This is a genomic window from Xanthomonas axonopodis pv. maculifoliigardeniae, assembly GCF_041519315.1.
Taxonomy (GTDB): domain Bacteria; phylum Pseudomonadota; class Gammaproteobacteria; order Xanthomonadales; family Xanthomonadaceae; genus Xanthomonas; species Xanthomonas euvesicatoria.
This window is the reverse complement of the sequence record NZ_CP167998.1, coordinates 1,861,000-1,884,566: the sequence shown is the minus strand read 5'-3', so window position 1 is coordinate 1,884,566 and position 23,567 is coordinate 1,861,000. Positions and strand designations below refer to the sequence as shown.

Genomic DNA, 23,567 nt, shown 5'->3' with positions numbered 1-23,567 from the left:
AAGACCTAACCGAAAACATGACCGCCCTGTAACGCAACCGGCAACGCCGCCTCTGCCAGGCCGAAGCCTGCCTGCCCCATCGCGTTGCCGTTGTAGAACATCAACAGGCGCTGGCCGTGCTGAATCAAGGCGGGGTAGCACAGCGTTTGCGCATCCCAGCCGTCATCGGACAATGCAAGCCCCAACTGGCGGTCGTCGCGCTCCCAGTGCACCCCATCGCCACTGAAGGCGATGCCGGGAAAGTAGCCGCCCTGAAGGTCGCCACGGGTGAAATACATCAGATAGCGCTCGCCGAGCCGGTACACGCGCGGACGCCCGATACGGTATTCGTCGCCGCGTGGACGCAGGCACACAGCATCGTCGGTGGGGATGCAGCGCAGGTCGTCGGTCTGGGCGTAGCGGATGTGGTAACGCGGATATGGCTGACCGCCGATCGTTTCCCAGTCATCGCCCACCGCGTACCACAACCGCCAGCGGCCCTCCTCGTAGCGTGCCGAATGCACTGCGGCAATCGTGCTGCGACCGGGGGCGCGATCGAGCAGCGGCGTTTCCTGCCGACGCTGGAAGCTCTCCCCCCCGTCGCAGGAGACCGCCAGACCGGTGAAGGCGAGGAACTTGGCCTTGGCCACGCGCTGGAAGCCGACATAGAACAGGTACAGCCCGTCCGGCCCGGCCACCACATCGCCCAGGATCATGCCGTTGTCGTCGAAACAACCGTCACGGCCGATGTCGAGCACCGGCTGCTTGCTGACGCCGACGATCTGCGTTGGCGCATCGGCGCGCACATCCACGTAGCCGATCCGGCTCACGCCCTGCGCATCGCGAAAGCCGGCGTACACCCGCAACACCTGAGCAGACAGGCGATACGGTGTCGGCGTCAGGGCCGCATGGTGCATCCAGCCACCCACCCCGTGGCGTGCGACGTCGAACACCAAGCCGCGCTTGTTCCAGGCAAACACCGTTCAGAGCTCCACATCGAAGCTGGATCTGCCCGCCACCGCGCGTGCCGGCGATCCCACGTACACACGCTCGGCTTCGGTATGTCGCGTCACCAGCGCGCCGGCACCGATGACGTTGTCCGCGGCGATCCGCACCTTGTCGCTGAGCGTGGCGTTGACCCCGATGAAACTGCCCTGCCCGATCTCGCAATAGCCGGAAATCACCGCATGCGAAGCGATGAACACATGATCCTGCACCACCGTGCGGTGGCCGATATGGTTGCCGCTCCACAACACGCAGTTGTCGCCGATGCGAGTGAACGGCTGGACGACGTTGCCCTCGAAGATGAAGCAGTTGGCGCCGATCTGCGCGTTATGCCAGACGAACGCGCGTGAGCTCACGTACGTCGCACAGCGATAGCCGCGCCGCACCACATCCTGAAAAAAACGGGTGCGCAGGCGATTGAGTTGCGTTGCCGGAATCGCCACGAACACCGCATAGTCGTGCGGCGGATAGCGTTGTTCCAGTTCTTCGTACGCCACCACCGGCAAGCCGGCCACGGTGGTCTGCAGCAGAAAATCGCGCTCCACACTGAAGGCGACCACCGTGTAGTGGCTGTCGTGCTGGAAGTACTCGCACGCGATCTGCGCGAACTCGCCTGCGCCGACAATCACCAGTTGCCTCGGTGCGCTCATGCTTCCAGCCTGCAGGCTTGCAGCGCGGCGCCAGTGCGCACTTCGCTCACGAACTGGTCGTAATCCAGGATGTAATCGCCAGGGTCGTAAAACTGGTCGGCCAGCACCATCAGCACGCAGTCGGCACTGAAGCGGTACAGGTCGCGCCACACCATGCGGCCGAGCAGCAGGCCTTGCGACGGGTCGTCCAGCACCACTTCGCTAGGACCATTGCCGTTGCCTTCGTCGAGCAGAATCGTCACCGAGCCGTGCAAGGCCACGGCGAATTGATTGAGCTGGCGGTGCGCATGCTGGCCGCGGTGCACGTCGTGGCGCGTGCCGAACAGGTAATACACACGGCGGATCTCGAACGGAACATTGCGCTGCTGCTCCAATGAAATGAGCAGCCCGCGATCGTCACCGTGGGTATGCAACTGGATGCGTTCGATAGCCATGATCGGAGAGGCGTAACCGCTGACTGCACGTAGTGCGACATGCCTGAGTGCGTCGGGTTGCGCGAAAGGTTGCGCGCGCTCGGGGCCATACGAAGCGCTGTGCGCGCAAGCGCAGCCGACCGCATCGCAGCGCTTCGGTGTGCAGCACGTGCGAACCAGGTGCCACGGCGACGCAACCTTTTTCCGACATCGCCGCACCCATCGGTGCACGTTCACCTGGCCGCCGTTCGGCCGGCGTGGGGAGCCAGGCCTGGCAGCGCAGCGCGCAGCCGGAACCAACGACCACCACCGGAAGACAGATCAGATGCGTTCCTCCCCCCCTGCGCCCGCCAGCGCTCCCGTCAACGGCACAGACACCGCGCCCCTGCCAGAACAGGCGCCCGCAGCTGCGCGCGTGCTGCCCTTGCCCAAAGCGATGCGCGTGCTGCACTGGCTCACCGTGCTGTGCCTGGCCATGGCGGCCACGCTGATCCTGCTGCGCGCAGAGCTGGATGGCCGCGCACTGCGTCAGTGGCTGCTGGAAGGCCACCGCCACTTTGGCTTGCTGGTCCTGGTGCTGTTTGCGTTACGCATCGGGTTGCGCCTGCGGTTGCGCAGATTGCCGCCCGGTCCACCCGCATCGCTGCCGATGCGCCTGGCCGCCGGTGCCACGCATGTGGCGATGTACGGCCTGATGCTCGCGCTGCCATTGCTGGGCTGGTCGCTGAGCAGCGCCTACGGCAAGCAGGTGTATTTCTTCGGCATCCCCTTGCCCGCGTTGGTCGCTCCGGACGGCGACCTCGGCGACACCCTGGGCACCTGGCACTTGAACGCAGCCTGGGCGCTGCTGGCGCTGGTGCTGCTGCATATCGGCGCCGCGCTCTGGCATCACCTGGTGTTGCGCGACGGCCTGTTGCGCCGCGTGTTGCCGGGCAAGCGCGCATGAGCCGCCGCACCCCGCCGTCTGTCATTCGTTTCCTCGCCCGTTCCCGCACCGCTGCCTCCCGCACCGTCGAACAAGGACTTTCCATGCCCATGCCCCAGCCCGCTCCGCGTCGCACTGCCGCGCGTACCGCCTCCCTGACGTCCTTGTTGTGCGTGTCCGGCCCCTTGTTGCTACTGGCCAGTACGCAGGCGCAGGCGATTCCCTCGTTCGCGCGCCAGACCGGCTCGTCCTGCGCCGATTGCCATGTCGGCTCCTATGGTCCCTCGCTCACGCCCTACGGCATGCGCTTCAAGCTCGGCGGTTTTACCGATACCGATGGCGAGGGCACCAAGATCCCGGTGTCCGGCCAGCTCACCTGGTCGCGCAACAACCCCAGCCGCGGCGACAGCACCTCGCGCCTGCGCGAAGCCGATCTGTATCTGGGCGGCCGCCTCAACGACAACATCGGTGGTTACTCGAAGATCCGCTCCAACAACAGCGGCAATGCGACCTTCGATACGCGCCTGGACGATGTCGATCTGCGCTTTGTCAGCAAGCCGTTCCAGATGGCGGGCAAGGACACCATGATCGGTGTCAGCGTCAACAACAACCCGGGCATTTCCGACCCGGTGCACGTGTTGCCGAACGCCTCCACGCTTACCCCTGCCTCCAATGGCGGCGCCTCCACCATGCTCAGCTCCTCGGCGCTGTCCAACCGCGTCATCGGTGCCAGCGTCTACGGCCTGTATGACCGCAATTGGTACGGCGAAGTGGGTAGCTACAGCGCGCTGTCGCCGTCTGCGCAGGACCGCCTCGGCTGGCCGGTCAACGGCGACCCGGGCAAGCTCAGCGACACCAGCTATGCGCGTCTTGCCTACATGAAGGACATGAAGCGCCAGTTCTTCTCGGTGGGCCTGACTGCGCTCACGACCCGCCGCCAGCCGCTGCGCACCGGGCCCAGCGACGACCTCACCGATTTGGGCTACGACCTGACCTACCAGTTCCTCGGCACCCGCGAGCACGTGCTGTCGCTGGCCTACGTCAACATCTACGAGCGTCGCAAATACGGCAGCCCGCTGATGTCGACCGACCCGACCATGCCGGCGCTGGACCGGGGCAGCGTGCGCGATCAGACCCTCAGCATGAACTACGCCTTCAAGCAGACCTACGGCGTGCTGGCCGCGCACATGATCAACAGCGGCTCGTTCGATGCGGCGCGCTATTCGCCGGTGGGTATCCCGGACACCACCAGCAATCTGATCCTGCTGTACTGGACCCCGTTCGGCAAGGACGGCACCTACACCTCGATGGCCAACCTGCGCGTGTCCGCCGGCTGGTTCCGTTTCGACAAGTTCAACGGCAGCACCTCCAACGTCTTCCGTGGCCCGCCGATCACCAATCCGCGCGATCTCGACAGCTTCACCCTGTCGGTCAATCTGGCCTTCTGATCCCTCCCGCACCTGTACGGATCCACATGAACCCACCACGCAAACTCTCCGTGTTGTGCGCCCCGTTGGCCGGCCTGATGCTGGCGGGCGCACTGACCATGCCCTCGGCCTACGCTGCCGACGGCGCCGGCGTCTTCCTCACCGAATGCGGTGAATGCCACAGCGTCAAACCGGGCAAGAACAAGAAAGGTCCGTCGCTGTTCGGCGTGGCAGGCCGCCCTGCCGGTACCGTCGCAGACTTCGGCGGTTATTCCGATGCGCTCAAGAACAGCAAGTGGACCTGGACTCCGGCCCAGCTCAAGACCTATCTGTCGCAATCCTCGTCCAAGGCGCTGCCGGGCACCAAGATGAAGTACGACGGCCTGGACGACCCGAAGGAGCTCGACGCACTGATCGCCTATCTCAACACTTTGAAGTAGGCGCGGCCACTGCGGCATGGCGCGTCCTCGCCCGAGGGGGCGGACGCATGGCGCGCCAATCGCCCAGCCGTGGCAGCCTGTCCGTCGGCCGCCTGCACAGCCAGGCGTTGCAGGCGGCCGCGACCGGCCGGCCCGGATGGATTCGCGTTGCCCGACGCGGTGCCTTCGCGTATACGGACGCAATCGCCGCCGCCGCGGTGGTCTCGTTCGCCGCCCTGGGGCACCATCGCGTCCCTGTTTGACACCCGCCCACGCCATTGCCGACCGTTCCAGCTTCCAAGCCGCTCCCCTCTCGACCGCGACGCCACTGCGCACGCGCGGTCTTCTGCGTGGGCGCACTGCTGGACAGTGCCGCACGCCACCCACGGTGCGAAGCACAACCGGCCTTATCCGCCCAGCAACCAGGCCAACCGCGGGTGCGCCGCCCACCACACAGTCACCGCACGCTGGTGCAGTGGCTGCTGCTCGCGCTGGCAGCCGGCTCCTGCGGCAGCGCCCTGGCCAAGGACTTCGGCGGTGCAGTGGCGCTGACCTCCAGCCTGATCGACCGTGGTATCTCGATCGCGCCCAACAAGGTCACCGTGCAGGCCGCCGGCTACTGGCTGCCCGCCCCCGGCTGGTCGGTTTCCACCTCGGTGGCGCTGCAGTCCCCCGCCTGGAGTGATCCGGTCGCGGTCACCGCCCAGGTCGGGCGCGCCTGGATGCTGGACGACCGCTGGCAGATGCAGGCCAGCCTGCTCTACTACGGCTACCCGACCGACCGCGCCACGCGCACCTTCGACCGCCAGGAAGCCAGCCTGGCCTGGTCCTACCGCGACCTGCTGACGTTTTCGCTGTCCACCTTCAATTTCCCGCGGGCCGACCGGTCGCCGTGGAACGTGGCGTTCGACATCACCGCCAACGTCCCGCTGCGCAACGATGTCAGCCTGTCGCTCGGTGCCGGTTCGTCGCGTTTTCCGGCCATGGCCTACGGTGCAGCGCGCTCGGGCCGCTATCAGTACGGCCAGGTGGGCCTGAAGTGGAACCGCGCCGGATGGACACTGAAAGCCGAGCGCATCCTGACCAGCGGCAATACCCCGCGCATGCAGGGCGGCCCCGGCGACATGCCGTGGCTGGGCACGGTCGCCAGAACCTTCTGATCCACACGCAACCTTTTGCCTGCCTGCGCGCACTGACGTGGGTTACCCGCCATGCCTGCACCGATGAATGACACCGACACCCTGGGCGATGCCACCGACCGCATGCTGTTGCGCCGCATGGCCGGGGGCGATCGCGACGCGCTGGCCAGCATGTACCACAGCTATCACGGACGGCTGTGCCGCTTCCTGTCGCGGCTGACCCGCCGCCCGGACATCATCGAAGAGGCCATCAACGATTGCTTCTGGATCGCCTGGCAAAAGGCCGGCGACTTCCGCGGCGACTCGCAGGTCTCCACCTGGATCATGGGCATCGCCTACCGCTGCGGACTCAAATGCCTGCGCCAGCACGACGGCGAAGCCATCGACGACACCGCCCTGGTGGAAGACCACGCCCCCAGCGCCGACGACAACGACGACCGCGAACTGCGCGACTGGCTGGACAAGGGCATGGAGCGGTTGTCGCCGGACCAGCGCCTGGTGGTCGAACTGGTCTACGGCGTCGGCCACAAGCTCGAGGAAGTGGCCGACATCATGCAGTGCCCGGTTGGCACCATCAAAGCCCGGCTGTTCCACGCCCGGGTCAAATTACGCAATGTGCTGCCCGGCCTGGCCGGCGGCGCCCCTTACACGGAGACCATGCAATGAAGACGTTTTTCATCGCGCCTGGCAAGGAATGCTCGCACGCCTGGGAATTGATGCCGGCGGTGCTGCTGAACAGTGCCACCGAGGAAGAAAACACCTGGCTGATCGCGCACGTGGCCAAGTGCGCCTCATGTAGCGCCGAATTCGCCCAGCAGAGCCGCCTGCGCCAGGCCTTGGCGCTGCCGTCGACAGTGCATCTGGACCCGAACGCCGGTCTGCAACGCCTGCTCGGCCGCCTGGATGCACCGGAGCAGCACAGCGCACCTGCGCGCGTGCCGGCCGCACGCCGCTCCGGCAGTTGGACGGTACGCGCCCTGGCCGCCGCGGCGCTGGTCCAGGCCATCGGGCTGGGCGTGATGGGTGTCAAGCTGGCCTCGCCCGCGCCATCGCACGACTACCGCACGCTCAGCAGCGTGGCGGCCCTGCCGGTGCCGCAGGGCGCCATCCGCGTGGTGCCGGATGCAAAGATGACCGTGGCCGACTGGGACCGGCTGCTGCATGCGCAGCAGTTGCAGGTGGTCGGCGGCCCCAACGACATGGGCGCCTACACCGTGGTGCCTGCCGCACCGCAGCCCCCGGTCCAACCGCAGCAGACCGTGCAGCAACTACGCGCCACCCCGGGCATCCGGCTGGCGGAGATCGTCTCGGCCCCATGAATCGTCTGTTCGCCATCGGTCTGATCGCCGCGCTCGCCGGCCTGGGGGCGCACGCCAACGCACATGCTGCCGCAGCGATGCAGGAGCCGGCCGCCGAGGGGGCCGATCCTGCCATGCCGCCGGCCGATGCGCAGATGCCCGACAGCAGCCGCGACATCCTGCTGGCGGTAGCCAACCCGCTCGCCGCACCGCCGGCCCGCGCCGGCTCCAGCCTGATCGGCTACGCATCCAGCTATTACGGCGCCGGCCAGAAGGCTGCCGCGCGCATGGACAGCATCAAGCAGCGCTACAAATTGCGCGAAGTCTCGGCCTGGCCGATCACCTCGCTGGGCCTGTATTGCGCTGTGCTGCAACCGCCGCCGGGCGTCTCGCGCGATGAACTGGTCAGTGCGCTGGCCGACGACGAAGGCGTGGAGCTGGTGCAGCCAGTGCAGGATTTCTCGGTGTTCTCCGCCGATGCGTCGGAAAAGACGACCGCGCTGTCCAGCTACAACGACCCGTACGTGGACATGCAACGCGGCTTCATCGACACCGATGCCGCCAGCGCACAGACCGTGACCGAGGGCCGCGGCGTGGTGATCGCGGTCGTCGATACCGGCGTGGACACCAACCACCCCGATCTGAAAGCGCGCATCCGCGACGTGCACGATCTGGTCGACGACACACCGGTGAAGACCAGCACCGATCCGCACGGCACCGAAGTGGCCGGCATCATTGCCGCCGGCAGCAACAATCACCAGGGCATCGTCGGCATGGCACCCAAGGCCATGCTGAGTATCTACAAGGCGTGCTGGTACGCGCCCACGGTCGGCGCCACCGCACGGTGCAATACCTTCACCCTGGCCAAGGCGCTGGCGGCGATCGACAACAGCTCAGCGCGCGTGATCAACCTGAGCCTGGGTGGCCCCGCCGATCCGCTGCTGAGCAAGATGCTGCAGCAGCTGGTGCAACAGGGCCGCATCGTGGTGGCGGCAATGCCACCGAACGGGCGCATGGATGGCTTTCCCAATGACGTACCCGGCGTGCTGGTCGTGCGCAGCAGCAGCGCAACACCGGCCATGCCCGGCGTGCTCAGCGCGCCCGGCAAGGACATCCTGACCACGCAACCGAACGGCCGCTACGACTTCACCTCCGGCTCGTCGATGGCCACCGCACATGTCAGCGGCATGGCCGCGCTGTTGTTGTCGTTGCAACCGTCGATGGATGCCAGGGCGTTGCGCGAACTCATGCAGCGCACCAGCAAGGTTTCCGACGGGCAGTTGCAGGTCAACGCCGGCGCCGCGGTGCAGGCGCTGGCGCCTCACGCCAAACACTCCAACTGACGGCACCGGCATGGCCAAGTGGATTCCCTTGTGGCTGCATCGACTCAGCTCGCCACCGACGTTCTATCGTGTCGCCGGCAGCGTGCGCCCGTGGGCGCTGGGGCTGGCCGCGCTGCTCGGCGCGGTCGCAGCCTACGGCGGCCTGGTACTGGCACCGCCGGATTACCAGCAGCACGATGCCTACCGCATCATCTTCATCCATGTGCCCAGCGCCTGGATGAGTCTTTTCATCTACGCGGCAATGGGCGTTTCGGCGTTCATTGCGCTGGTGTGGCGCATCAAGCTGGCCGAAGTGGTCGCCATGGCCTCGGCGCCGATCGGCGCAGCCTTCACCTTCATCACCCTGTGCACCGGCGCGCTGTGGGGCAAGCCGATGTGGGGCACCTGGTGGACCTGGGATGCGCGGCTCACCTCCGAGTTGCTGCTGCTGTTTTTGTACCTGGGCGTGCTGGGCCTGTATTACGCCGTGGAAGACCGCCGCCAGGCGATGCGCGCGGCCGGCTTGCTCGCACTGGTGGGTCTGGTGAATCTGCCCATCGTGCATTACTCGGTGGTGTGGTGGAACACGCTGCACCAGGGTTCCACCGTGCGCCTGCTCGGCCCCTCCAAGATGAGCGCAGACATGCTGTGGCCGCTGCTGACCATGATGCTGGCAACCAAGTGCTATTACGTTGCGAGCCTGTTCGGCCGCGTGCGGGTGGACTTGCTGGCGCTTGAAAGCGGCAAGGACTGGGTCCGCCGCATCGTGTTGACGGAGCGCAGCGCATGAGCGCCTTTCTGGCGATGGGCGGCTACGGCCAATACGTGTGGACCGCTTATGCAGTATTCGTGCTGGTGCTGCTGGCCGATCTTGCAGCGCCCTGGCTGCGTCGCCGCCGCTTGCCGCGTGAACTGCGCGGCCAGTTGCAGCGGCAGGTGCCGCGTCGTGCACGCGATCAACCGGCACCGGCACTGGAGCGCGACGCGCCATGAACGCCACGCGTAGACAACGTCTGTGGTGGGTGATCGGTGTACTCAGCGCCGCCGCGTTGGCCGTCACGCTCATCGTGTTCGCTTTGCAGCGGAACATGAGCTACCTGTTCACGCCAAGCCAGGTCAGCGCGGGGGAAGCCGCCGGTTACCAGCAATTCCGGCTCGGTGGCATGGTCAAGGCCGGTTCGATCCAGCGTGCCGGTGATTCGCTGAAAGTCAGCTTCACCGTCATCGATAAAAACGCGGCCACCCAGGTGGAGTACACCGGCATTCTTCCGGATCTGTTTCGCGACAACCAGTCGGTCATCGCCAACGGGCGCATGCAGGGCGGGCACTTCGTCGCCAACGAAGTGCTGGCCAAGCACGACGAGACCTACATGCCGAAAGAGCTGAAGGACGCCATGGCCGAAGGCCATGCCGGAAAACCACTCCCCGCCACCGCCACGCCGCTGACCGCACCGCGTTGATGCGCTTTCGGTCGCTGCCACGCACCTCATGACTTCCCTTCCGTTTCGCCTTGCGATCCGCCCATGACGCCTGAACTTGGCCAGATCGCACTGATCCTGGCACTGCTGTTATCGCTCGCCCAGGGTGTAGTGCCCTTGATCGGTGCGTGGCGCGGCAACACCGCGTTGATGGGTGTCGCGCGGCCTGCGGCGGTGGGCCAGGCGGTGTTCGTGTGGATGGCGTTCGGCCTGCTCGCCTGGTCGTTGTTGTCGCTGGATTTTTCGGTGGGCTACGTCGCCGCCAACGCCAACATTGCCCTGCCCTGGTACTACCGCGTTGCGGCGGTGTGGGGCGCGCACGAAGGCTCGTTGCTGTTGTGGATCGCCATCCTCGCCACCTGGACGGTGCTGCTGGCCGCCTTCAGCCGGCACCTGCCGCAGCACTTCGCCGCCCGCGTGCTGGCGATCTTGGGGCTGATTTCGGTGGGCTTTCTGGCCTTCATCCTGCTGACCTCCAATCCGTTCGGGCGGCTGTCGCCGATTCCGCTGGATGGCAACGAACTCAATCCGGTGTTGCAGGACCCCGGCATGACCTTCCACCCGCCGGTGCTGTACACCGGCTATGTCGGGTTTTCGGTGGCCTTCGCATTCGCAGTGGCGGCATTGCTCGGCGGCGAACTGGAACAGGCCTGGGTGCGCTGGGCACGGCCGTGGACCAATGTGGCCTGGGCCTGCCTGACCGCCGGCATCGTCGCCGGCAGCTGGTGGGCCTATGCGGAACTGGGCTGGGGCGGCTGGTGGTTCTGGGACCCGGTGGAAAACGCCAGTTTCATGCCCTGGCTGGTCGGCACTGCGTTGATCCACTCCCAGGCGGTCACCGAAAAACGCGGCAGCCTGCGCGCGTGGACCATCCTGCTGTCGATCCTGGCGTTTTCGCTCTCGTTGCTGGGCACCTTCCTGGTGCGCTCGGGCGTGCTGACCTCGGTGCACGCGTTTGCGGCCGATCCGCGCCGTGGCCTGTACATCCTCATTTTTCTGGTTGCCGTCGTCGGCGGCTCGTTGCTGTTGTATGCACTGCGCGCGCCCAAGATCGCCAGCGGCAAACCCTTTGCCGCCGCCTCGCGCGAAACCGGCATTCTCATCGGCAACCTACTGCTCACCGTGGCCGCGGCCATGGTGTTGCTGGGCACCTTGTTCCCGCTGATCGCCGACGCGTTTGCGCTGGGCAAGGTCTCGGTCGGGCCGCCCTACTTCGGCCTGCTGTTTCCGTTGTTGATGTTGCCGGTGGTGCTGTTGCTGCCGTTCGGCCCCTACCTGCGCTGGGGCAAGGCCGAAGCCGCACCGTTGAAAGCACTCGGCACACGCGCAGGCATCGCCGCGATCGCCTGCGCCCTGGTCGGCAGTGTGTTTGCCGATGGCCAGGCCAAGGCGATCGCCGGCATGGGTGTGGCCGCATGGGTGGCTGCGGGCACCGCGTTGTACGTGGTCAAACGCTGGCGCGACATGCCGCGCGGGCGGCGCTTCCCGGCGGAAATGGCCGGCATGCTGATCGCGCATGCGGGCGTGGCGGTGTTCGTTGCCGGCGTGCTGGTCTCCGAAAGCCTGTCGGTGGAACGCGATGTACGGCTGTCGCCCGGCCAGAGCGCGCAGATCGCCGGCTACAGCTTCCGCTTCGATGGCGTGCAGTTGGTGGATGGGCCGAACTGGAAGGCCGAACAAGGCAGCGTGCAGGTCAGCCGCAACGGCCAGGTGGTCGCGCAACTGCATCCGCAAAAACGCCTGTACAGCAGCGAGCGGATCCAGACCGAATCGGCCATCGATCCCGGCATCACCCGCGACCTGTATGTGGCGCTGGGCGAGCCCTTGGACGATGAGCACATCGAAAACGACTGGACGCTGCGCCTGTACTACAAGCCCTTCATTCGCTGGATCTGGGCCGGTGGCCTGCTGATGATGCTCGGCGGCTTCGTCAGCGCCTGCGCACGCCGCTTTCGTGCACCGGTGACTGCACACCCCTTGGCCGCTTCTCCGGCGCAACCAGCGCTCGTCATCGCACAGGAATCGCACCCGTGAATCGTCTGCTGCCCTTGCTGGGCTTCGTATTGCTGGCGGCGCTGTTCGGCGTCGGCATCCTGCGGACCATGCAGCACAATCCGCGCGACGTACCGTCGCCGTTGATCGGCAAACCGGCACCGGCGTTCTCGTTGCCGCGGCTGGACCACCCGGCGCAACGCGTCGGTCGTGACCAGTTGCTGGGCAAACCCTACGTGTTGAATGTGTTCGGCAGCTGGTGCGCCGAATGCGTGCACGAACACCCGGTGTTGATGGCCCAGGCCAGCCGGCTTGGCGTGCCGCTGATCGGCTACAACTACAAGGACGTGCCCGCCGACGCCACCGCCTGGCTCGCGCGACTCGGCAACCCGTATGCAGTGGTGATCGCCGATGAAGCCGGCCAGACCGCCATCGACTTCGGTGTCTACGGCGCACCGGAGACGTTCCTGATCGATGCGCAGGGCGTGATCCGCTACAAGCACATCGGCGTGCTGACCCCGGATGCCATCAACGACGAGTTGCTTCCGGCCATCGCCGCGCTGCCCAAGGGTACGCCGTGATGGCGGCGCGTCACACACGACGGTGGCATTGGCGCTGGCATTGGCGCGCGCAAGGCCGCCGTGTGCGTTTGTTGCTGGTGTTGCTGCTTGGCATGCTGCTGGCGCCCTCGTTGGCAGCGCAGGCCGTGGATCCGCTGCCGTTCAAGAACCGCAGCGAGGAGGCGCGCTACCAGCGCTTGACCGCGCAACTGCGCTGCCTGGTATGTCAGAACGAAAACCTGGCCGATTCCAACGCGAGCCTGGCGCGCGATTTGCGGCATCAGGTGTTCGCGCAACTGCAGGCCGGCAAGAGCGATGCGCAGATCAAGCAGTACATGGTCGATCGCTATTCGGATTTCGTGCTGTACGACCCGCCGGTCACACGCGGCACCTGGCTGCTGTGGTTCGGGCCGGCGCTGATGTTGCTTGCAGGTGCCGGCGTGGTCATCCACACCGTGCGCACCCGTGCGCGCGCCGGCACGCCGGTGGCGCCGCAAGTGGAGGACCAATGGTGATGGCGGGTTTTTATATCGCAAGCGCCGTGCTGGTGGCGCTGGCCTTGCTGCTGTTGCTGGCACCGCTGCTGCGCCGCCCAACCGGCAGCGGTCGTGCGCGTTACCGCTTGGCAATTCTGCTGGGACTGGGCCTGCCGCTGGCCACGGCCGGGTTGTACCGGCTGGTGGGCGCGCCGGAGGCGATCGTCACGCAGATGTATGCAGCGCAGCCAGGGCAAGTCGCCTCGCTGCCACCCTCTGCGGATGCAGGGCAGGCGCAAGCGGCAAGCACCCCTGCCGATGCGCAGGCGCAGGCGCTGGATCGCTTCATGCAGCAGGCCAAGACATTCGAGCAGAACGACCGACCCGCCGAGGCGCGCGAGGCGTATGCACAAGTGCTCAAGATCGCTCCCGACATCAGCGCCGCCATTGTGGGCTGGGTGGCGGCGGATATGGCCACGCACGCCGATTTCGCCATCGACGCCGCATCGCGCACACGCCTGCAGCAGGTGATCGCACGCGAGCCGGACAACCAGCGTGGGCTCTGGTTGCTAGGCATCAGCGATTTTCAGCAGCAGGACTTCGCCGCCGCCACTGCGCACTGGCGGCATCTGCACGGTTTGCTGGAAACCGGATCGCCGATGCAGAAGGCGGTGGCAGACAAGATCGCGGTGGCCGAATCGATGGCCAGCGCGCGGCAATCCGCGCGTGGGACGCGCTGAGCAACGCAGCCTGCGTGATGCGGCTTGATTGCGATGGCTGCAGCGCAATTGCACAGCGCGTGCGCAATGCCAAGCAGCCGGTTCACGCGCAAGACGCGGCACCTGGCGCAAACACTCCGCGTCATCGCATCGTGCACTCAAGTGCGACGCATCGTGCCGTGCAGTTGCGGCAGAACGCACGTCATCGCATTGCAGCCTCTCGCGCCAGCGTGCCAGCTGGAGCGCATCTACCGAAAAGGCCGGGCAATCGCGAGGCAGACAGATCGCCACGCAAGAGCGAAAGCGAGCACGCGTACACGCCGCTCCCCTGCATCATCCACGTTCGACCGGCTCGCTACATCGCGTTATCTGCACTCAGGCCGAAGGCCCCAGCACATCGTGCAGCTTTCCACTGAACTCGCCCAGCGTAAATGGCTTGGCGATCATGCTCATGCCTTCGCCGAGAAATTCGCCACGGTCGCGTGCCGTTTCTGCGTAGCCGGTCATGAAGATCACCGGCAGATCGCGCCGCGACTGCCGCGCGATCTCGGCCAACTGGCGTCCGTTGAGGCCCGGCAAGCCGACATCGGTGACCAGCAGGTCGATCCGCCGTGCCGAGGCAAGAATCGGCAGTGCCGCGTCCGCGTCGGCCACCACGTCGGCCTGGTAACCCAGCTCGCTGAGCAGTTCGGTGACCAGCAGCCGCACCTGCTCGTCGTCTTCCACCACCAGCACATGCTGGCCCTGCCCTGCCAGCACCGCATCGCTCTGCGTCTGCGGCACCGCGGTTTGCGCCGCAACCCCGGCGGGCAGATACAGGCTGACGGTGGTGCCCGCGCCCGGCTGCGACTCCACCCACACCTGCCCATTGGACTGCTGCATGAAGCCGTAGATCATCGACATGCCCAGGCCGGTGCCCTGGCCGATCGGCTTGGTGGTGTAGAACGGCTCGAACACGCGTTCAAGCACGTCGGCGGGCATGCCGGTTCCGGTGTCTGCAACCGACACCACCACGTAATTCCCCGGCGCCAAGGCGATGCCACGCCCGAGTTCCAGCGGCTGATCTTCCACCTGCAGCTGCCGGGTTGCGATACGCAGCTGCCCACCGTCGGGCATGGCATCGCGCGCGTTGATGGCCAGGTTGATCAGTGCGCTTTCCAGCTGATTCTCGTCAACGTACGCCTGCGGCAGTTCCGCACAGAGATCGATCTCCAGGCGCACCGATTCGCCCAACGTGCGCGCCAGCAACTCCTGCAGCGACACCACCAGATCGTTCAACTGCAGATCCCGCGCCTGTAGCGACTGACGCCGCGAGAATGCCAGCAGGCGCTGGGTGAGCGCAGCTGCGCGCAATGCCGAGGCAGAGGCCACATCCAGAAAGCGACCCAGCCCTTCGGTGCGCCCCTGGTCGATGCGCAGCCGCGCCAGATCCAGCGCAGACAGGATGCCGGTGAGCATGTTGTTGAAATCGTGTGCAATGCCGCCGGTGAGCTGGCCCACCGCTTCCATTTTCTGCGCCTGGCGCAGTGCCGCTTCGCTGGATTCGCGCGCCAGCATCTGCTGCTGCAACTCGGCGGTCCGTTCGGCCACCTTGGCTTCCAGCAGGTTGGCCTGTTGCTGGATCGATTCCAGCGCCAGCGCACGCGTGGTCACATCGGTGGCGAACACATGGAATCCATCCACCTTGCCATCTGCATCAAAGCGCGGCATGTAGCGGATTTCCGCATCGCGGCGCCGGCCATCGGCATGCGGCCAACTGGTCTCGATGGTCAATGTCTGCCCGGCCAATGCGGCCTCGATCCAGGCGCGGCGCTGTTCGACCACCGCAGGCCCCACCACATCCACCAGCGGCCGCCCGATCACATCGGCAGGCGGCACACCAATCCAGTCTTCGTACGAACGATTGGCAAAGCGGTAGATCAGGTTCTTGTCGATGAAGGCGATCAGCACCGGCAGCGCATCGGTGACACGTCGCAGTTCGGCCTCGCTCTGCGCCAGCGCGGTGCGGCTTTCGGCCAACTGCGCCAGCTGGTCGCGGATGACGAACTGCTTCTGCCGTGCGCGCAACGCGGTGGAGATGGCGCTCAGCAACGAAGCCGAGCTCAGCGGCCGCTCCAACTCGATGACGTTGGTCATGTCGGCCGGCAGCCGCACCTGCCGGCGGTTGTACGCGCCACGCGGCGTACGCAACAACACGAACGGAATGTCCGACCAGGCCTGCTGGCCTTGCAGGATGTGCGACAGCGCATGCAGGTCGCCACGGATGGCTTCTTCGGTCAGTACCACCACGCCGGAGCCATCGTGCAGGTCGCCTGCCAGCGCGCCCAGCGTGGCATGGACCCGGCATGTCAGCCCGCGTTCGCCAACGATGCTGGCAATGCTCTGCGCGTCGCGGCCGAACGGCGCGATGATATGGACGATGGAGCCGTCCGCGTCACAGATATTCAAGGGGACGATCCAGCAACGGGCCGTCGTCTCCGACAAACTGCGGCGTACCGGTCAACACGCCGTGGAATTTCTCCAGCGGCTCGCTCAGTTGAAGACCGCTGCTGCCGATGCGCAATTCGCGAATCGCATCTTCGTGCGCGCCACTGCGATTCTTGATCACCGACAACGCCTTGCGGATGCGTCCTTTCGCCTCGAAAAAGCGCAGCAAGACGACGGTGTCGGCCATGTAGGAGACATTGAGGGTGCTACTGGTCGCCATGCTGCCGACCAGCCCCTGCTGCGGGTTGATCAGGAACGTGGTCACCCCGCTCTGGTTGAGATACGACAACAGCTCGTGCATCTGCAACATCAGCTGCTTTTCCTGCGGCATCGACGCCAGATACCCGTTGAGGCTGTCGATCACCAGAATGCGGCACGCGCGCTCCTCCACGCTGCCACGCACCGTCCAGGCGAATTCGCCCGGCGTGACTTCGGCCGGATCCATCTGATGCAGCTCCAGCAGACCCGCGTCCATATATTTGCGCAGATCCATGCTCAGGCCTTCGGCACGCTTCAACAAGGTGCCGGTGCGCTCGTCGAACTCCAGCACGCAGCAATGCTCGCCGCGCTCGCACGCGGCAACCACGAACTGCAGGGCCAGATTGGTCTTGCCCGAGCCGGCTGGCCCGGTCAGCAGCGTGCTGGTCCCGCGCAACGGGCCGCCGTGCAGCAATGCATCGATACGCTCCACGCCGCTTGGTACCGGTTCGCCGATAAATGGCCGGTGGTGGTCGGAGGCGATCAAACGTGGATAGATACGCATGCCGCCGGTGACGATGGCCAGGTCGTGATAGCCGGCGATGAAATCCACGCCACGCAATTTCCGCACCTGCATGCGGCGCCGCGCCGCACCGAACTCCAGCGTCGTGCGCTCGAGCGAAATCACCCCGTGGCACAGGCTGTGCAAATGCGCATCCCGCTCGCCGTTTTCGCCGGTGAGATCGTCCACCAGAAACACCGTGATGTTGCGCGGCGCGAAATACTGCTTGAGCGCCAGCACCTGGCGCCGATAGCGCAGCGAATCCTGCGCGAGCAGGCGCAACTCGGACAACGAATCGAACACCACCCGCGTCGGCTTCACCCGGTCCACTTCGGCCTGGATGAGCTTGATGGTGCCATCGAGCTCCATCTCCCACGGATGCAGGATGGATTGCTGCCGCCCTTCGCCCAGGAAGGCCTCTGCTGATGCCAGCTCAAAGATATGCAGGGACTCCAACAACCAATGGTGCGAAGCAGCCACTTCAGTGAGCTCGTCGATGGTTTCCGACAAGGTCACATACAAGCAACTCTCGCCCTTGGCCGCAGCATCCAGCAGGAACTGCAGTGCAAGCGTCGTTTTGCCCGCACCAGGCTGGCCTTCAAGCAGGTACAAACGGTTGGCGGGCAGCCCACCTCGTAAGATAGTGTCGAGCCCGGTGCTGCCAGTGGTGATGCGGTTTGCGATCATCGGCGTCACGTTCTTCATAGAGCTGAATTTAACACGTGCGCGTTATTGGCCGGTGGGCGCGACTGAACTGATCAGCTTGCTTTGCTTGACGCGATTCACGGCATCGCTGCTGCAGGTATCGCAGATCAGCAGAATTGCGCTGTTTTTCGATCATCCGACTGGTGGCGCATGGCGTTGGCAACAGCGGTGAACGCATCGTGTTGCAGCATCGCACGCCGCCGTCACGCAGGCGCGCCTAATGTGCATCTCGAAGCATCGCAGCATTGCGATCGCTCGAGGACCGCAGTGGCTCACGCATTACCCAACGCACGCATCCTGTTGGTCGAAGACGACGATGCAATCCGCGAGATGGCTGCAGACATTCTTGGCGACGAGGGCTACCACGTGGTGGCGTCTGCCGACGCCGAACACGCGCTGACGCAACTGACCAGGGCATGCCCGTTCGATCTGCTGCTGTCGGACATCTGCCTGCCCGGCATGAACGGGCGCGACCTTGCCGATCAGGCGCGCATGCTCTACCCCGCAATGCCCATCGTCTTCATGACTGGCTACGCAGGCGAAATCGCCAAACGTGCCGACTTTCTGGATACCGGCATGCGTCTTTTGACCAAGCCATTTTCCTTGCGCGATCTGCTGGGCATCGTACAGACGGCGCTCTAGGCAGGCCCAACCGCGCAAGCCCGCTGCGTCTTTGCGCCACGTTCGCTGCGATACGCATGTCTCAGGCGATCGATGCCGGTGCAACGAGCGGCTCGCAGCAGCACCGGCACCTGATTAGCGCGCGCGACGCTCCAGCAACTGCGCCACCCGCCGCTCCAGCTCGATGGCCTGGAATGGTTTGGTCAACACTTCCATGCCATCGTCGAGCTGGCCCGCGCCCACCGCGGCGCTGGCCGCATAGCCGGTGACGAACAGCACCGGCAGTGCAGGACGCGATTGCCGCCCGGCGTCGGCAACCTGTCGCCCATTGAGGCCGCCGGTCAGGCCGACGTCGGTCACCAGCACATCGATGTGCTCTTGCGAGCGCAAGCGCTCCACCGCCGCACTGCCCTCGGCGGTTTCGATCACGCGGTAGCCGGCTTCGGTGAGTACTTCGGAGATCAAGACACGAATCGCGGTTTCGTCCTCCACCAGCAACACGGTGCGACTGTGCGCAGCATTGCGCTGCAGCGGCGCATCAGCAGGTGCCACGTCGTCTTGCGCCAGCACGCCGGTGAAGCGCGGCAGGTACAAGGCCATGGTGGTGCCCACGCCCACTTCCGAATCGATGCGCACATGCCCGCCGGACTGTCGAGTGAACCCATAGATCATCGACAGGCCCAACCCGGTGCCCTGGCCGATGGGCTTGGTGGTGAAAAACGGTTCGAACACCTTGGCCATGACCTCGGCCGTCATGCCGGTACCGGTGTCCTGCACACTCAGGCACACGTAATCGCCAGGCGGCAGCTCCAGCTGCTGGGCGGCAGCGGCATCCAGCGCGCGGTTGTGCAGGCTGATGGTGAGCTGCCCACCATCGGGCATGGCATCGCGCGCGTTGATGCAGAGATTGAGCAGCGCGTTTTCCAGCTGCGGCGCGTCCACCAGCACCTGCCACGCTTGGTCTGCCGGACGCAGCTGCAGCGCGATCGACGGCCCCAGCGTGCGCGCAATGATGTCGTGCATGCCACGCACCAGCTCCTCCACATCCAGCGCGGTGGGCGCCAGCGTCTGCCGGCGCGAAAACGCCAGCAACCGCTGGGTCAAGGCAGTGGCGCGCGCCGCGCTGGATTGCGCCATTTCCACATAGCGCTCCAGCCGGTCGTACTTGCCCTGTTCGATGCGCGTCTGCAGCAACTCCAGGCCGACACTGATGGCAGTGAGCAGATTGTTGAAGTCGTGCGCCAGCCCGCCGGTCAGCTGCCCCACCGCTTCCATCTTCTGGCTCTGACGCAGCTTCTCTTCGGCAAGCAACAACGCCGCGCTGCGTTCGCGCACGCGCTCTTCCAGCGTCTCGGTCAGTTGCCGCAGCTGCTCTTCGGCCACGCGTTTGTCGGTGATGTCGGCAGAGGTGCCGAACCATTCGGCGATCTGTTCGCGCTCATCCAGCAACGGAATCGCGCGCATCAAGGTCCAGCCCACCTGCCCATCCGTGCCGAGCACCCGGTATTCCACATCCACACCAGACTTGGTGGCAGTCGCCTGCGCAAGCGCTTGCGCCAATCGCGCGCGGTCGTCCGGGTGCACCATCGCCTGCCAGTCGGGCGTGGCCGACACCGCATCGCTCAGCACACCGTCGCCGACCAATTGGCGCCATTCGCGCCAGTGGGCACTGGCGGAAAAAATCGATTGCGATGACGCGCGTACCAGTGCGTCCAGGCGCCGCTCGCTCTTTTGCAGCGCTTCGCTGGCCAGCCGCTCGGCGGTGCGGTCGCGCAACACCTTGACGAACCCGATCGCCTCGCCGGTTTCTTCGCGCAACACCATCAGCGAGCCATTGGCCCAGAACCGCTCGCCGGATTTGCGCACGTGCCAGCGCTCGTCCATGCCGCTGCCGCTTTCCAGCGCGGCAGCGGCCTCGATCAGCATCTGCCGCTGCTCGACGTCTTCCGGCGTAAAGGTGCGCTGCAGCGTTTGCCCGAGCATCTCGACCTCGCTCCAGCCCAGAATGCGCCGCGCACCCTCGTTCCACGACGTCACCCGCCCGTGCATATCGGTGGCGATGATGGCGTAGTCCATCACGCTGTCCAGGATTTGACGGTTGCGCACTTCGGCCTCGCGCACCGCGCGCTCCAGGCTGATGCGGTCGGTGATATCCAGGCCCTGCACGAAGATGCCGGAGATGGTGCCATCGGCGCCTGCGATCGGCTGATAGACCAGATCCAGCAAGCGTCGCTCGGCGGGACCACCGGGCACCGCCTGCACGTTGTACGGCAGCGCATTGGCCGAAAACGCGCGCCCGGACCGGTACACCTCGTCCAGGCGACGCACATGTCCCTGTTCCACCGCATCCGGCAGCGCCTCGGCCAACGGCCGCCCGATCACATCGCGGTGGCCGATCAGGCGCGAATAACACGGGTTGGCGAACTCCACCCGGTGCTGCGGCCCGCTCAGGAACGCCATGAACATCGGCGCCTGCTCGAACAAGCGGATCAGGCGCTCGTGTTCGTCGGCCAGCCGCGCCTGCGCCAGCTTGCGCGCGGTGACTTCATTGGTGACGCAGAACGCGCCGCCCACCCGGCCATCGTCCAGATAGATCGGCGAGAACGAAAAGGTCCACCAGGTCTGCTCCGGCACGCCATAGCGGTTCATGCCGATCGGCACTTCCTCGAAGCGCGATGCCTGCCCTGCGAACGCCGCTTCGATCGGCTCGCGCACCGCCTCCCAGGCATCGGCCCACAACACGCGCAGCGGCGCGCCCAGCGCCTGCGCCTGGCGCGGCCCCAGGATCGGCGTGTAGGCGTCGTTGTAGAAAAAGGTCAGCGCATCGCCCCACACCACATACATGCTTTCGGGCGAACCCAGCATCAGATCGACCGCATTGCGCAACGGCGATGGCCACTGAGCGGTGGGTCCCAGCGGGCTCGCCGCCCAGTCGTGGCTGCGCACCGCCTGCGCCATGACGCTGTTGCCGTGCGGAAATCCCGCATTCATAGAGGGCGTACCTGCATTGCGTCCACACGCAGGTCGCCGCTCCAGCACGCACCGCGCACGACCGCGAGGTCGCCTGCTGCGAGCATCTCCATCATCCATCCGTACATCATGTCCAACCGTTGAAAAGACCAGGTCGCCGCAGGCGCACGACGCGTCGGCAAGACCGAGCCGCGCGCTCGCGCCCATCATCTGGCCTATGGCTGGTGGCGTCCAGCCACGCCCGCAGGCGATGGCTGAACCAGGCAGCTTGCGCTCCTGCGTTTGCGGCAGCGCGCAGCCTGCGCCACAGCCGGTACAGCCGTCGGCCCGCGCACATGGGGCCGTGCCGTCTTCGGGCCGCGCAGCGACGCGATATCGCCCCGGCAGCCAAGCCGCCGGGCGTGCACGCGGTGCCACGCGGCAACGAGCGCCATGCCGCACTGCAGGAGACGTACCATTGCCCGATAGCCACAGGGCAACGCACGGTCTTACAGATGCTTGATCAGAATGAACTCATCCATCCGCAGGCTGCGGTCGCGCCGGGGTATCTGGCCAACCATGCAGCGCGGGTCTTCAACCGCCTGGTGGACGCCGAACTGCGGCCGCACGGCGTGTCGCTGGCGCTGATTGGCCCGATCATGCTGCTGTCCTGGAAAGGCCCGATGCTGCAGCGTGACCTGGTCATCGCATCGGCCGTGAAGCAGCCGGCCATGGTGGCACTGCTGGACAAGCTGGAGGGACTGAAGCTCATCAAGCGCACCCCGACCCCGCAGGATCGCCGTGCTGCGCTGGTGGCGCTCACCGCCCGCGGGCGCAAGATTGCCGAACTTGGTGGGCGTGCGCTGCTGGGTATGAACGCGGTGGCGCTGGAAGGCTTTTCCGCCGACGAGGTGCAGCAGACCGTCGCATTGATGCACCGGCTGATCGCGAACATGGAGCGTCACGGCCAGGACGTGTAATATCACACCTGATATTTCCTGCCAGGATGACAGCAATGCCGCGTCGTATCCTCATCACCGGCGCCAGCATCGCCGGCAACACTGCCGCCTGGACACTCGCCCATCGCGGCTTCGATGTCACCGTGGTGGAGCGCGCCACCCGGTTTCGCGATGGCGGCCAGAACATCGACGTACGTGGTGTCGGCCGTGAGGTGCTGCAACGCATGGGCCTGGAACAGGCCGCGCTGGCCCAGGGAACCGGCGAAGAAGGCACCGCCTGGATCGACGCGCACGGCCAGGCCGTCGCCACCTTCAAGACCGAAGACATCGATGGCGATGGCCCGACCGCCGAACTGGAGATCTTGCGCGGCGATCTGGCCCGCCTGCTCTACGATGCCGCGCGCGGCCATGTGACGTACCGCTTCGGCGACCGCATCGCCAGCATCGAAGACGCTGCCGGCAGCGATGCCGCAACCGTCACCTTCGAAAGCGGTTGCAGCGAACGCTTCGACGCGGTGATCGTCGCCGAAGGCGTGGGCTCTTCGACGCGCGAACAGGTCTTCCCGGGGGAAAACGATCCGCGCTGGATGGATCTGACCATCGCCTACTTCACCATCCCGCGCAGCGCCGACGACGACCCGCTGTGGCGCTGGTACCACACCACCGGCGGGCGCAGCATCTCGTTGCGACCCGACCGGCACGGCACCACGCGCGCCATGCTCTCGCTGCAGAAACCGCCCGAAGGCGAACAAGACTGGGACATCGACGCCCAGAAGGCCTACCTGCACGAGCGCTTTGCCGACGCCGGCTGGCAGGCGGCGCGCGTGCTCGATGGCATGCATGGCACCGACGACTTCTACTTCGATGCCCTGCGCCAGGTGCGCATGCAGCGTTGGCATAGCGGTCGCACCGTGCTTACCGGCGATGCGGCCTGGTGCGCGACGCCACTGGCCGGGATCGGCGCCACCCTGGCAGTGACCGGCGCGTATGTTCTGGCCAACGAAATCGCCCAGGCCGCCACGCTGGACGCGGCCTTCGCTGCCTACGCCACCGCCATGCGCCCGATGGTCGAGCAGGCCCAGGGCGTGCCGAAGATCGGCCCACGCCTGATGAACCCGCATAGCCGGCTCGGCATCCACCTGCTGCATGGCGCACTCAAACTCGCCAGCCAGCCAAGCGTGCAGAACCTCGCTGCAAAGTGGATGACGCCGGCGATCAAGGCGCCGGATCTCTCGCGTTATCCCTAAGCGCCGTTGCAGGCGCCGGTAAGCCGCCGGCGGCAGC

At 65.9% G+C, this 23,567-nt stretch carries 24 protein-coding genes and 1 pseudogene; 19 read left to right on the top strand and 6 right to left on the bottom strand.

Going from position 1 to position 23,567, the window contains the following annotated elements:
• Nucleotides 1-5: 5 nt before the first annotated feature.
• From ACDH77_RS08315 to ACDH77_RS08305, 3 genes are read right to left on the bottom strand one after another with little or no spacing between them, the layout of a single operon-like run.
• On the bottom strand, nucleotides 6-959 hold the full coding sequence (locus ACDH77_RS08315) for a hypothetical protein (RefSeq protein ID WP_218488615.1): 954 nt from the start codon (nucleotides 957-959) through the stop codon (nucleotides 6-8).
• Between the two features lie 3 nt (nucleotides 960-962).
• Nucleotides 963-1,634: an acetyltransferase gene (locus ACDH77_RS08310; RefSeq protein ID WP_218488616.1), complete on the bottom strand. Its 672-nt coding sequence runs from the start codon at nucleotides 1,632-1,634 to the stop codon at nucleotides 963-965.
• On the bottom strand, nucleotides 1,631-2,068 hold the full coding sequence (locus ACDH77_RS08305) for a sugar 3,4-ketoisomerase (protein WP_008574961.1): 438 nt from the start codon (nucleotides 2,066-2,068) through the stop codon (nucleotides 1,631-1,633). Before ACDH77_RS08305 ends, ACDH77_RS08310 begins: the two co-directional genes overlap by 4 nt.
• Before the next feature lie 304 nt (nucleotides 2,069-2,372).
• On the opposite strand from ACDH77_RS08305, the gene ACDH77_RS08300 reads away from it, so the two are divergent.
• The 14 genes from ACDH77_RS08300 to ACDH77_RS08235 all read left to right on the top strand — a co-directional run bounded on the left by ACDH77_RS08300 (nucleotide 2,373) and on the right by ACDH77_RS08235 (nucleotide 13,823).
• The gene (locus ACDH77_RS08300) at nucleotides 2,373-2,993 is read left to right on the top strand and encodes a cytochrome b (protein ID WP_195903660.1); all 621 of its coding nucleotides are present in this window, start codon (nucleotides 2,373-2,375) and stop codon (nucleotides 2,991-2,993) included.
• Nucleotides 2,994-3,076: 83 nt separating this feature from the next.
• Nucleotides 3,077-4,420: a hypothetical protein gene (locus ACDH77_RS08295; protein ID WP_031422239.1), complete on the top strand. Its 1,344-nt coding sequence runs from the start codon at nucleotides 3,077-3,079 to the stop codon at nucleotides 4,418-4,420.
• A 26-nt stretch (nucleotides 4,421-4,446) separates the two neighbouring features.
• Entirely contained in the window at nucleotides 4,447-4,839 is a 393-nt protein-coding gene (locus ACDH77_RS08290; RefSeq protein ID WP_011347070.1) for a c-type cytochrome, read from the top strand.
• Between the two features lie 416 nt (nucleotides 4,840-5,255).
• Nucleotides 5,256-5,978, top strand: coding sequence for a hypothetical protein (locus ACDH77_RS08285; protein ID WP_031422236.1), 723 nt, complete (start codon nucleotides 5,256-5,258; stop codon nucleotides 5,976-5,978).
• A 51-nt stretch (nucleotides 5,979-6,029) separates the two neighbouring features.
• On the top strand, nucleotides 6,030-6,623 hold the full coding sequence (locus ACDH77_RS08280) for a sigma-70 family RNA polymerase sigma factor (RefSeq protein WP_007964109.1): 594 nt from the start codon (nucleotides 6,030-6,032) through the stop codon (nucleotides 6,621-6,623).
• Nucleotides 6,620-7,276 (top strand): zf-HC2 domain-containing protein, encoded by a 657-nt coding sequence (locus ACDH77_RS08275; protein WP_057681535.1) that lies wholly within the window; start codon nucleotides 6,620-6,622, stop codon nucleotides 7,274-7,276. Before ACDH77_RS08280 ends, ACDH77_RS08275 begins: the two co-directional genes overlap by 4 nt.
• Nucleotides 7,273-8,598 carry a S8 family serine peptidase gene (locus tag ACDH77_RS08270; RefSeq protein WP_031422233.1) on the top strand — a complete coding sequence of 442 codons (1,326 nt, stop codon included), beginning with the start codon at nucleotides 7,273-7,275 and terminating at the stop codon, nucleotides 8,596-8,598. The genes ACDH77_RS08275 and ACDH77_RS08270 overlap by 4 nt, the downstream gene beginning before the upstream one ends.
• Nucleotides 8,599-8,608: 10 nt before the next feature.
• A complete protein-coding gene (gene ccmC, locus ACDH77_RS08265; RefSeq protein WP_008574948.1) occupies nucleotides 8,609-9,367 on the top strand; it encodes a heme ABC transporter permease CcmC in 759 nt (252 codons plus the stop codon).
• A complete protein-coding gene (gene ccmD / locus ACDH77_RS08260; RefSeq protein WP_008574947.1) occupies nucleotides 9,364-9,570 on the top strand; it encodes a heme exporter protein CcmD in 207 nt (68 codons plus the stop codon). The genes ccmC and ccmD overlap by 4 nt, the downstream gene beginning before the upstream one ends.
• Nucleotides 9,567-10,037 carry a cytochrome c maturation protein CcmE gene (gene ccmE, locus ACDH77_RS08255; RefSeq protein ID WP_008574946.1) on the top strand — a complete coding sequence of 157 codons (471 nt, stop codon included), beginning with the start codon at nucleotides 9,567-9,569 and terminating at the stop codon, nucleotides 10,035-10,037. Before ccmD ends, ccmE begins: the two co-directional genes overlap by 4 nt.
• Before the next feature lie 63 nt (nucleotides 10,038-10,100).
• Complete coding sequence (locus ACDH77_RS08250) at nucleotides 10,101-12,089, top strand: heme lyase CcmF/NrfE family subunit (protein WP_008574945.1); 1,989 nt, start codon at nucleotides 10,101-10,103, stop codon at nucleotides 12,087-12,089.
• A complete protein-coding gene (locus ACDH77_RS08245) occupies nucleotides 12,086-12,628 on the top strand; it encodes a DsbE family thiol:disulfide interchange protein (protein ID WP_372353819.1) in 543 nt (180 codons plus the stop codon). Before ACDH77_RS08250 ends, ACDH77_RS08245 begins: the two co-directional genes overlap by 4 nt.
• The gene (locus tag ACDH77_RS08240) at nucleotides 12,625-13,122 is read left to right on the top strand and encodes a cytochrome c-type biogenesis protein (protein ID WP_029819177.1); all 498 of its coding nucleotides are present in this window, start codon (nucleotides 12,625-12,627) and stop codon (nucleotides 13,120-13,122) included. Before ACDH77_RS08245 ends, ACDH77_RS08240 begins: the two co-directional genes overlap by 4 nt.
• Entirely contained in the window at nucleotides 13,116-13,823 is a 708-nt protein-coding gene (locus ACDH77_RS08235; RefSeq protein ID WP_372353818.1) for a tetratricopeptide repeat protein, read from the top strand. Before ACDH77_RS08240 ends, ACDH77_RS08235 begins: the two co-directional genes overlap by 7 nt.
• Before the next feature lie 354 nt (nucleotides 13,824-14,177).
• On the opposite strand, the gene ACDH77_RS08230 is transcribed toward ACDH77_RS08235, so the two are convergent.
• Together ACDH77_RS08230 and ACDH77_RS08225 are read right to left on the bottom strand one after the other, a co-directional pair.
• Complete coding sequence (locus ACDH77_RS08230; RefSeq protein WP_372353817.1) at nucleotides 14,178-16,250, bottom strand: ATP-binding protein; 2,073 nt, start codon at nucleotides 16,248-16,250, stop codon at nucleotides 14,178-14,180.
• On the bottom strand, nucleotides 16,237-17,754 hold the full coding sequence (locus ACDH77_RS08225) for an ATPase domain-containing protein (RefSeq protein ID WP_372353816.1): 1,518 nt from the start codon (nucleotides 17,752-17,754) through the stop codon (nucleotides 16,237-16,239). Before ACDH77_RS08225 ends, ACDH77_RS08230 begins: the two co-directional genes overlap by 14 nt.
• Between ACDH77_RS08225 and ACDH77_RS08220 the strand changes: the two genes are divergently transcribed.
• A complete protein-coding gene (locus ACDH77_RS08220) occupies nucleotides 17,720-17,926 on the top strand; it encodes a hypothetical protein (RefSeq protein ID WP_033478913.1) in 207 nt (68 codons plus the stop codon). The genes ACDH77_RS08225 and ACDH77_RS08220 overlap by 35 nt on opposite strands.
• A 125-nt stretch (nucleotides 17,927-18,051) precedes the next feature.
• Nucleotides 18,052-18,396, top strand: a complete 345-nt coding sequence (locus tag ACDH77_RS08215; RefSeq protein WP_031422223.1) for a response regulator — start codon at nucleotides 18,052-18,054, stop codon at nucleotides 18,394-18,396.
• A gap of 114 nt (nucleotides 18,397-18,510) precedes the next feature.
• Here the strand turns inward: ACDH77_RS08215 and ACDH77_RS08210 are convergent, their stop codons facing one another.
• Complete coding sequence (locus tag ACDH77_RS08210) at nucleotides 18,511-21,366, bottom strand: PAS domain-containing sensor histidine kinase (RefSeq protein WP_057681540.1); 2,856 nt, start codon at nucleotides 21,364-21,366, stop codon at nucleotides 18,511-18,513.
• 261 nt (nucleotides 21,367-21,627) lie between these two features.
• Between ACDH77_RS08210 and ACDH77_RS08205 the strand changes: the two are divergent.
• The 3 genes and pseudogenes from ACDH77_RS08205 to ACDH77_RS08195 all read left to right on the top strand — a co-directional run.
• A pseudogene (locus tag ACDH77_RS08205) lies at nucleotides 21,628-21,797 on the top strand (MarR family transcriptional regulator); the annotation flags it as partial.
• A 42-nt stretch (nucleotides 21,798-21,839) separates the two neighbouring features.
• A complete protein-coding gene (locus tag ACDH77_RS08200; RefSeq protein ID WP_017155047.1) occupies nucleotides 21,840-22,304 on the top strand; it encodes a MarR family winged helix-turn-helix transcriptional regulator in 465 nt (154 codons plus the stop codon).
• Nucleotides 22,305-22,339: 35 nt separating this feature from the next.
• The gene (locus ACDH77_RS08195) at nucleotides 22,340-23,530 is read left to right on the top strand and encodes an FAD-dependent monooxygenase (RefSeq protein ID WP_029819171.1); all 1,191 of its coding nucleotides are present in this window, start codon (nucleotides 22,340-22,342) and stop codon (nucleotides 23,528-23,530) included.
• Nucleotides 23,531-23,567: the final 37 nt, after the last annotated feature.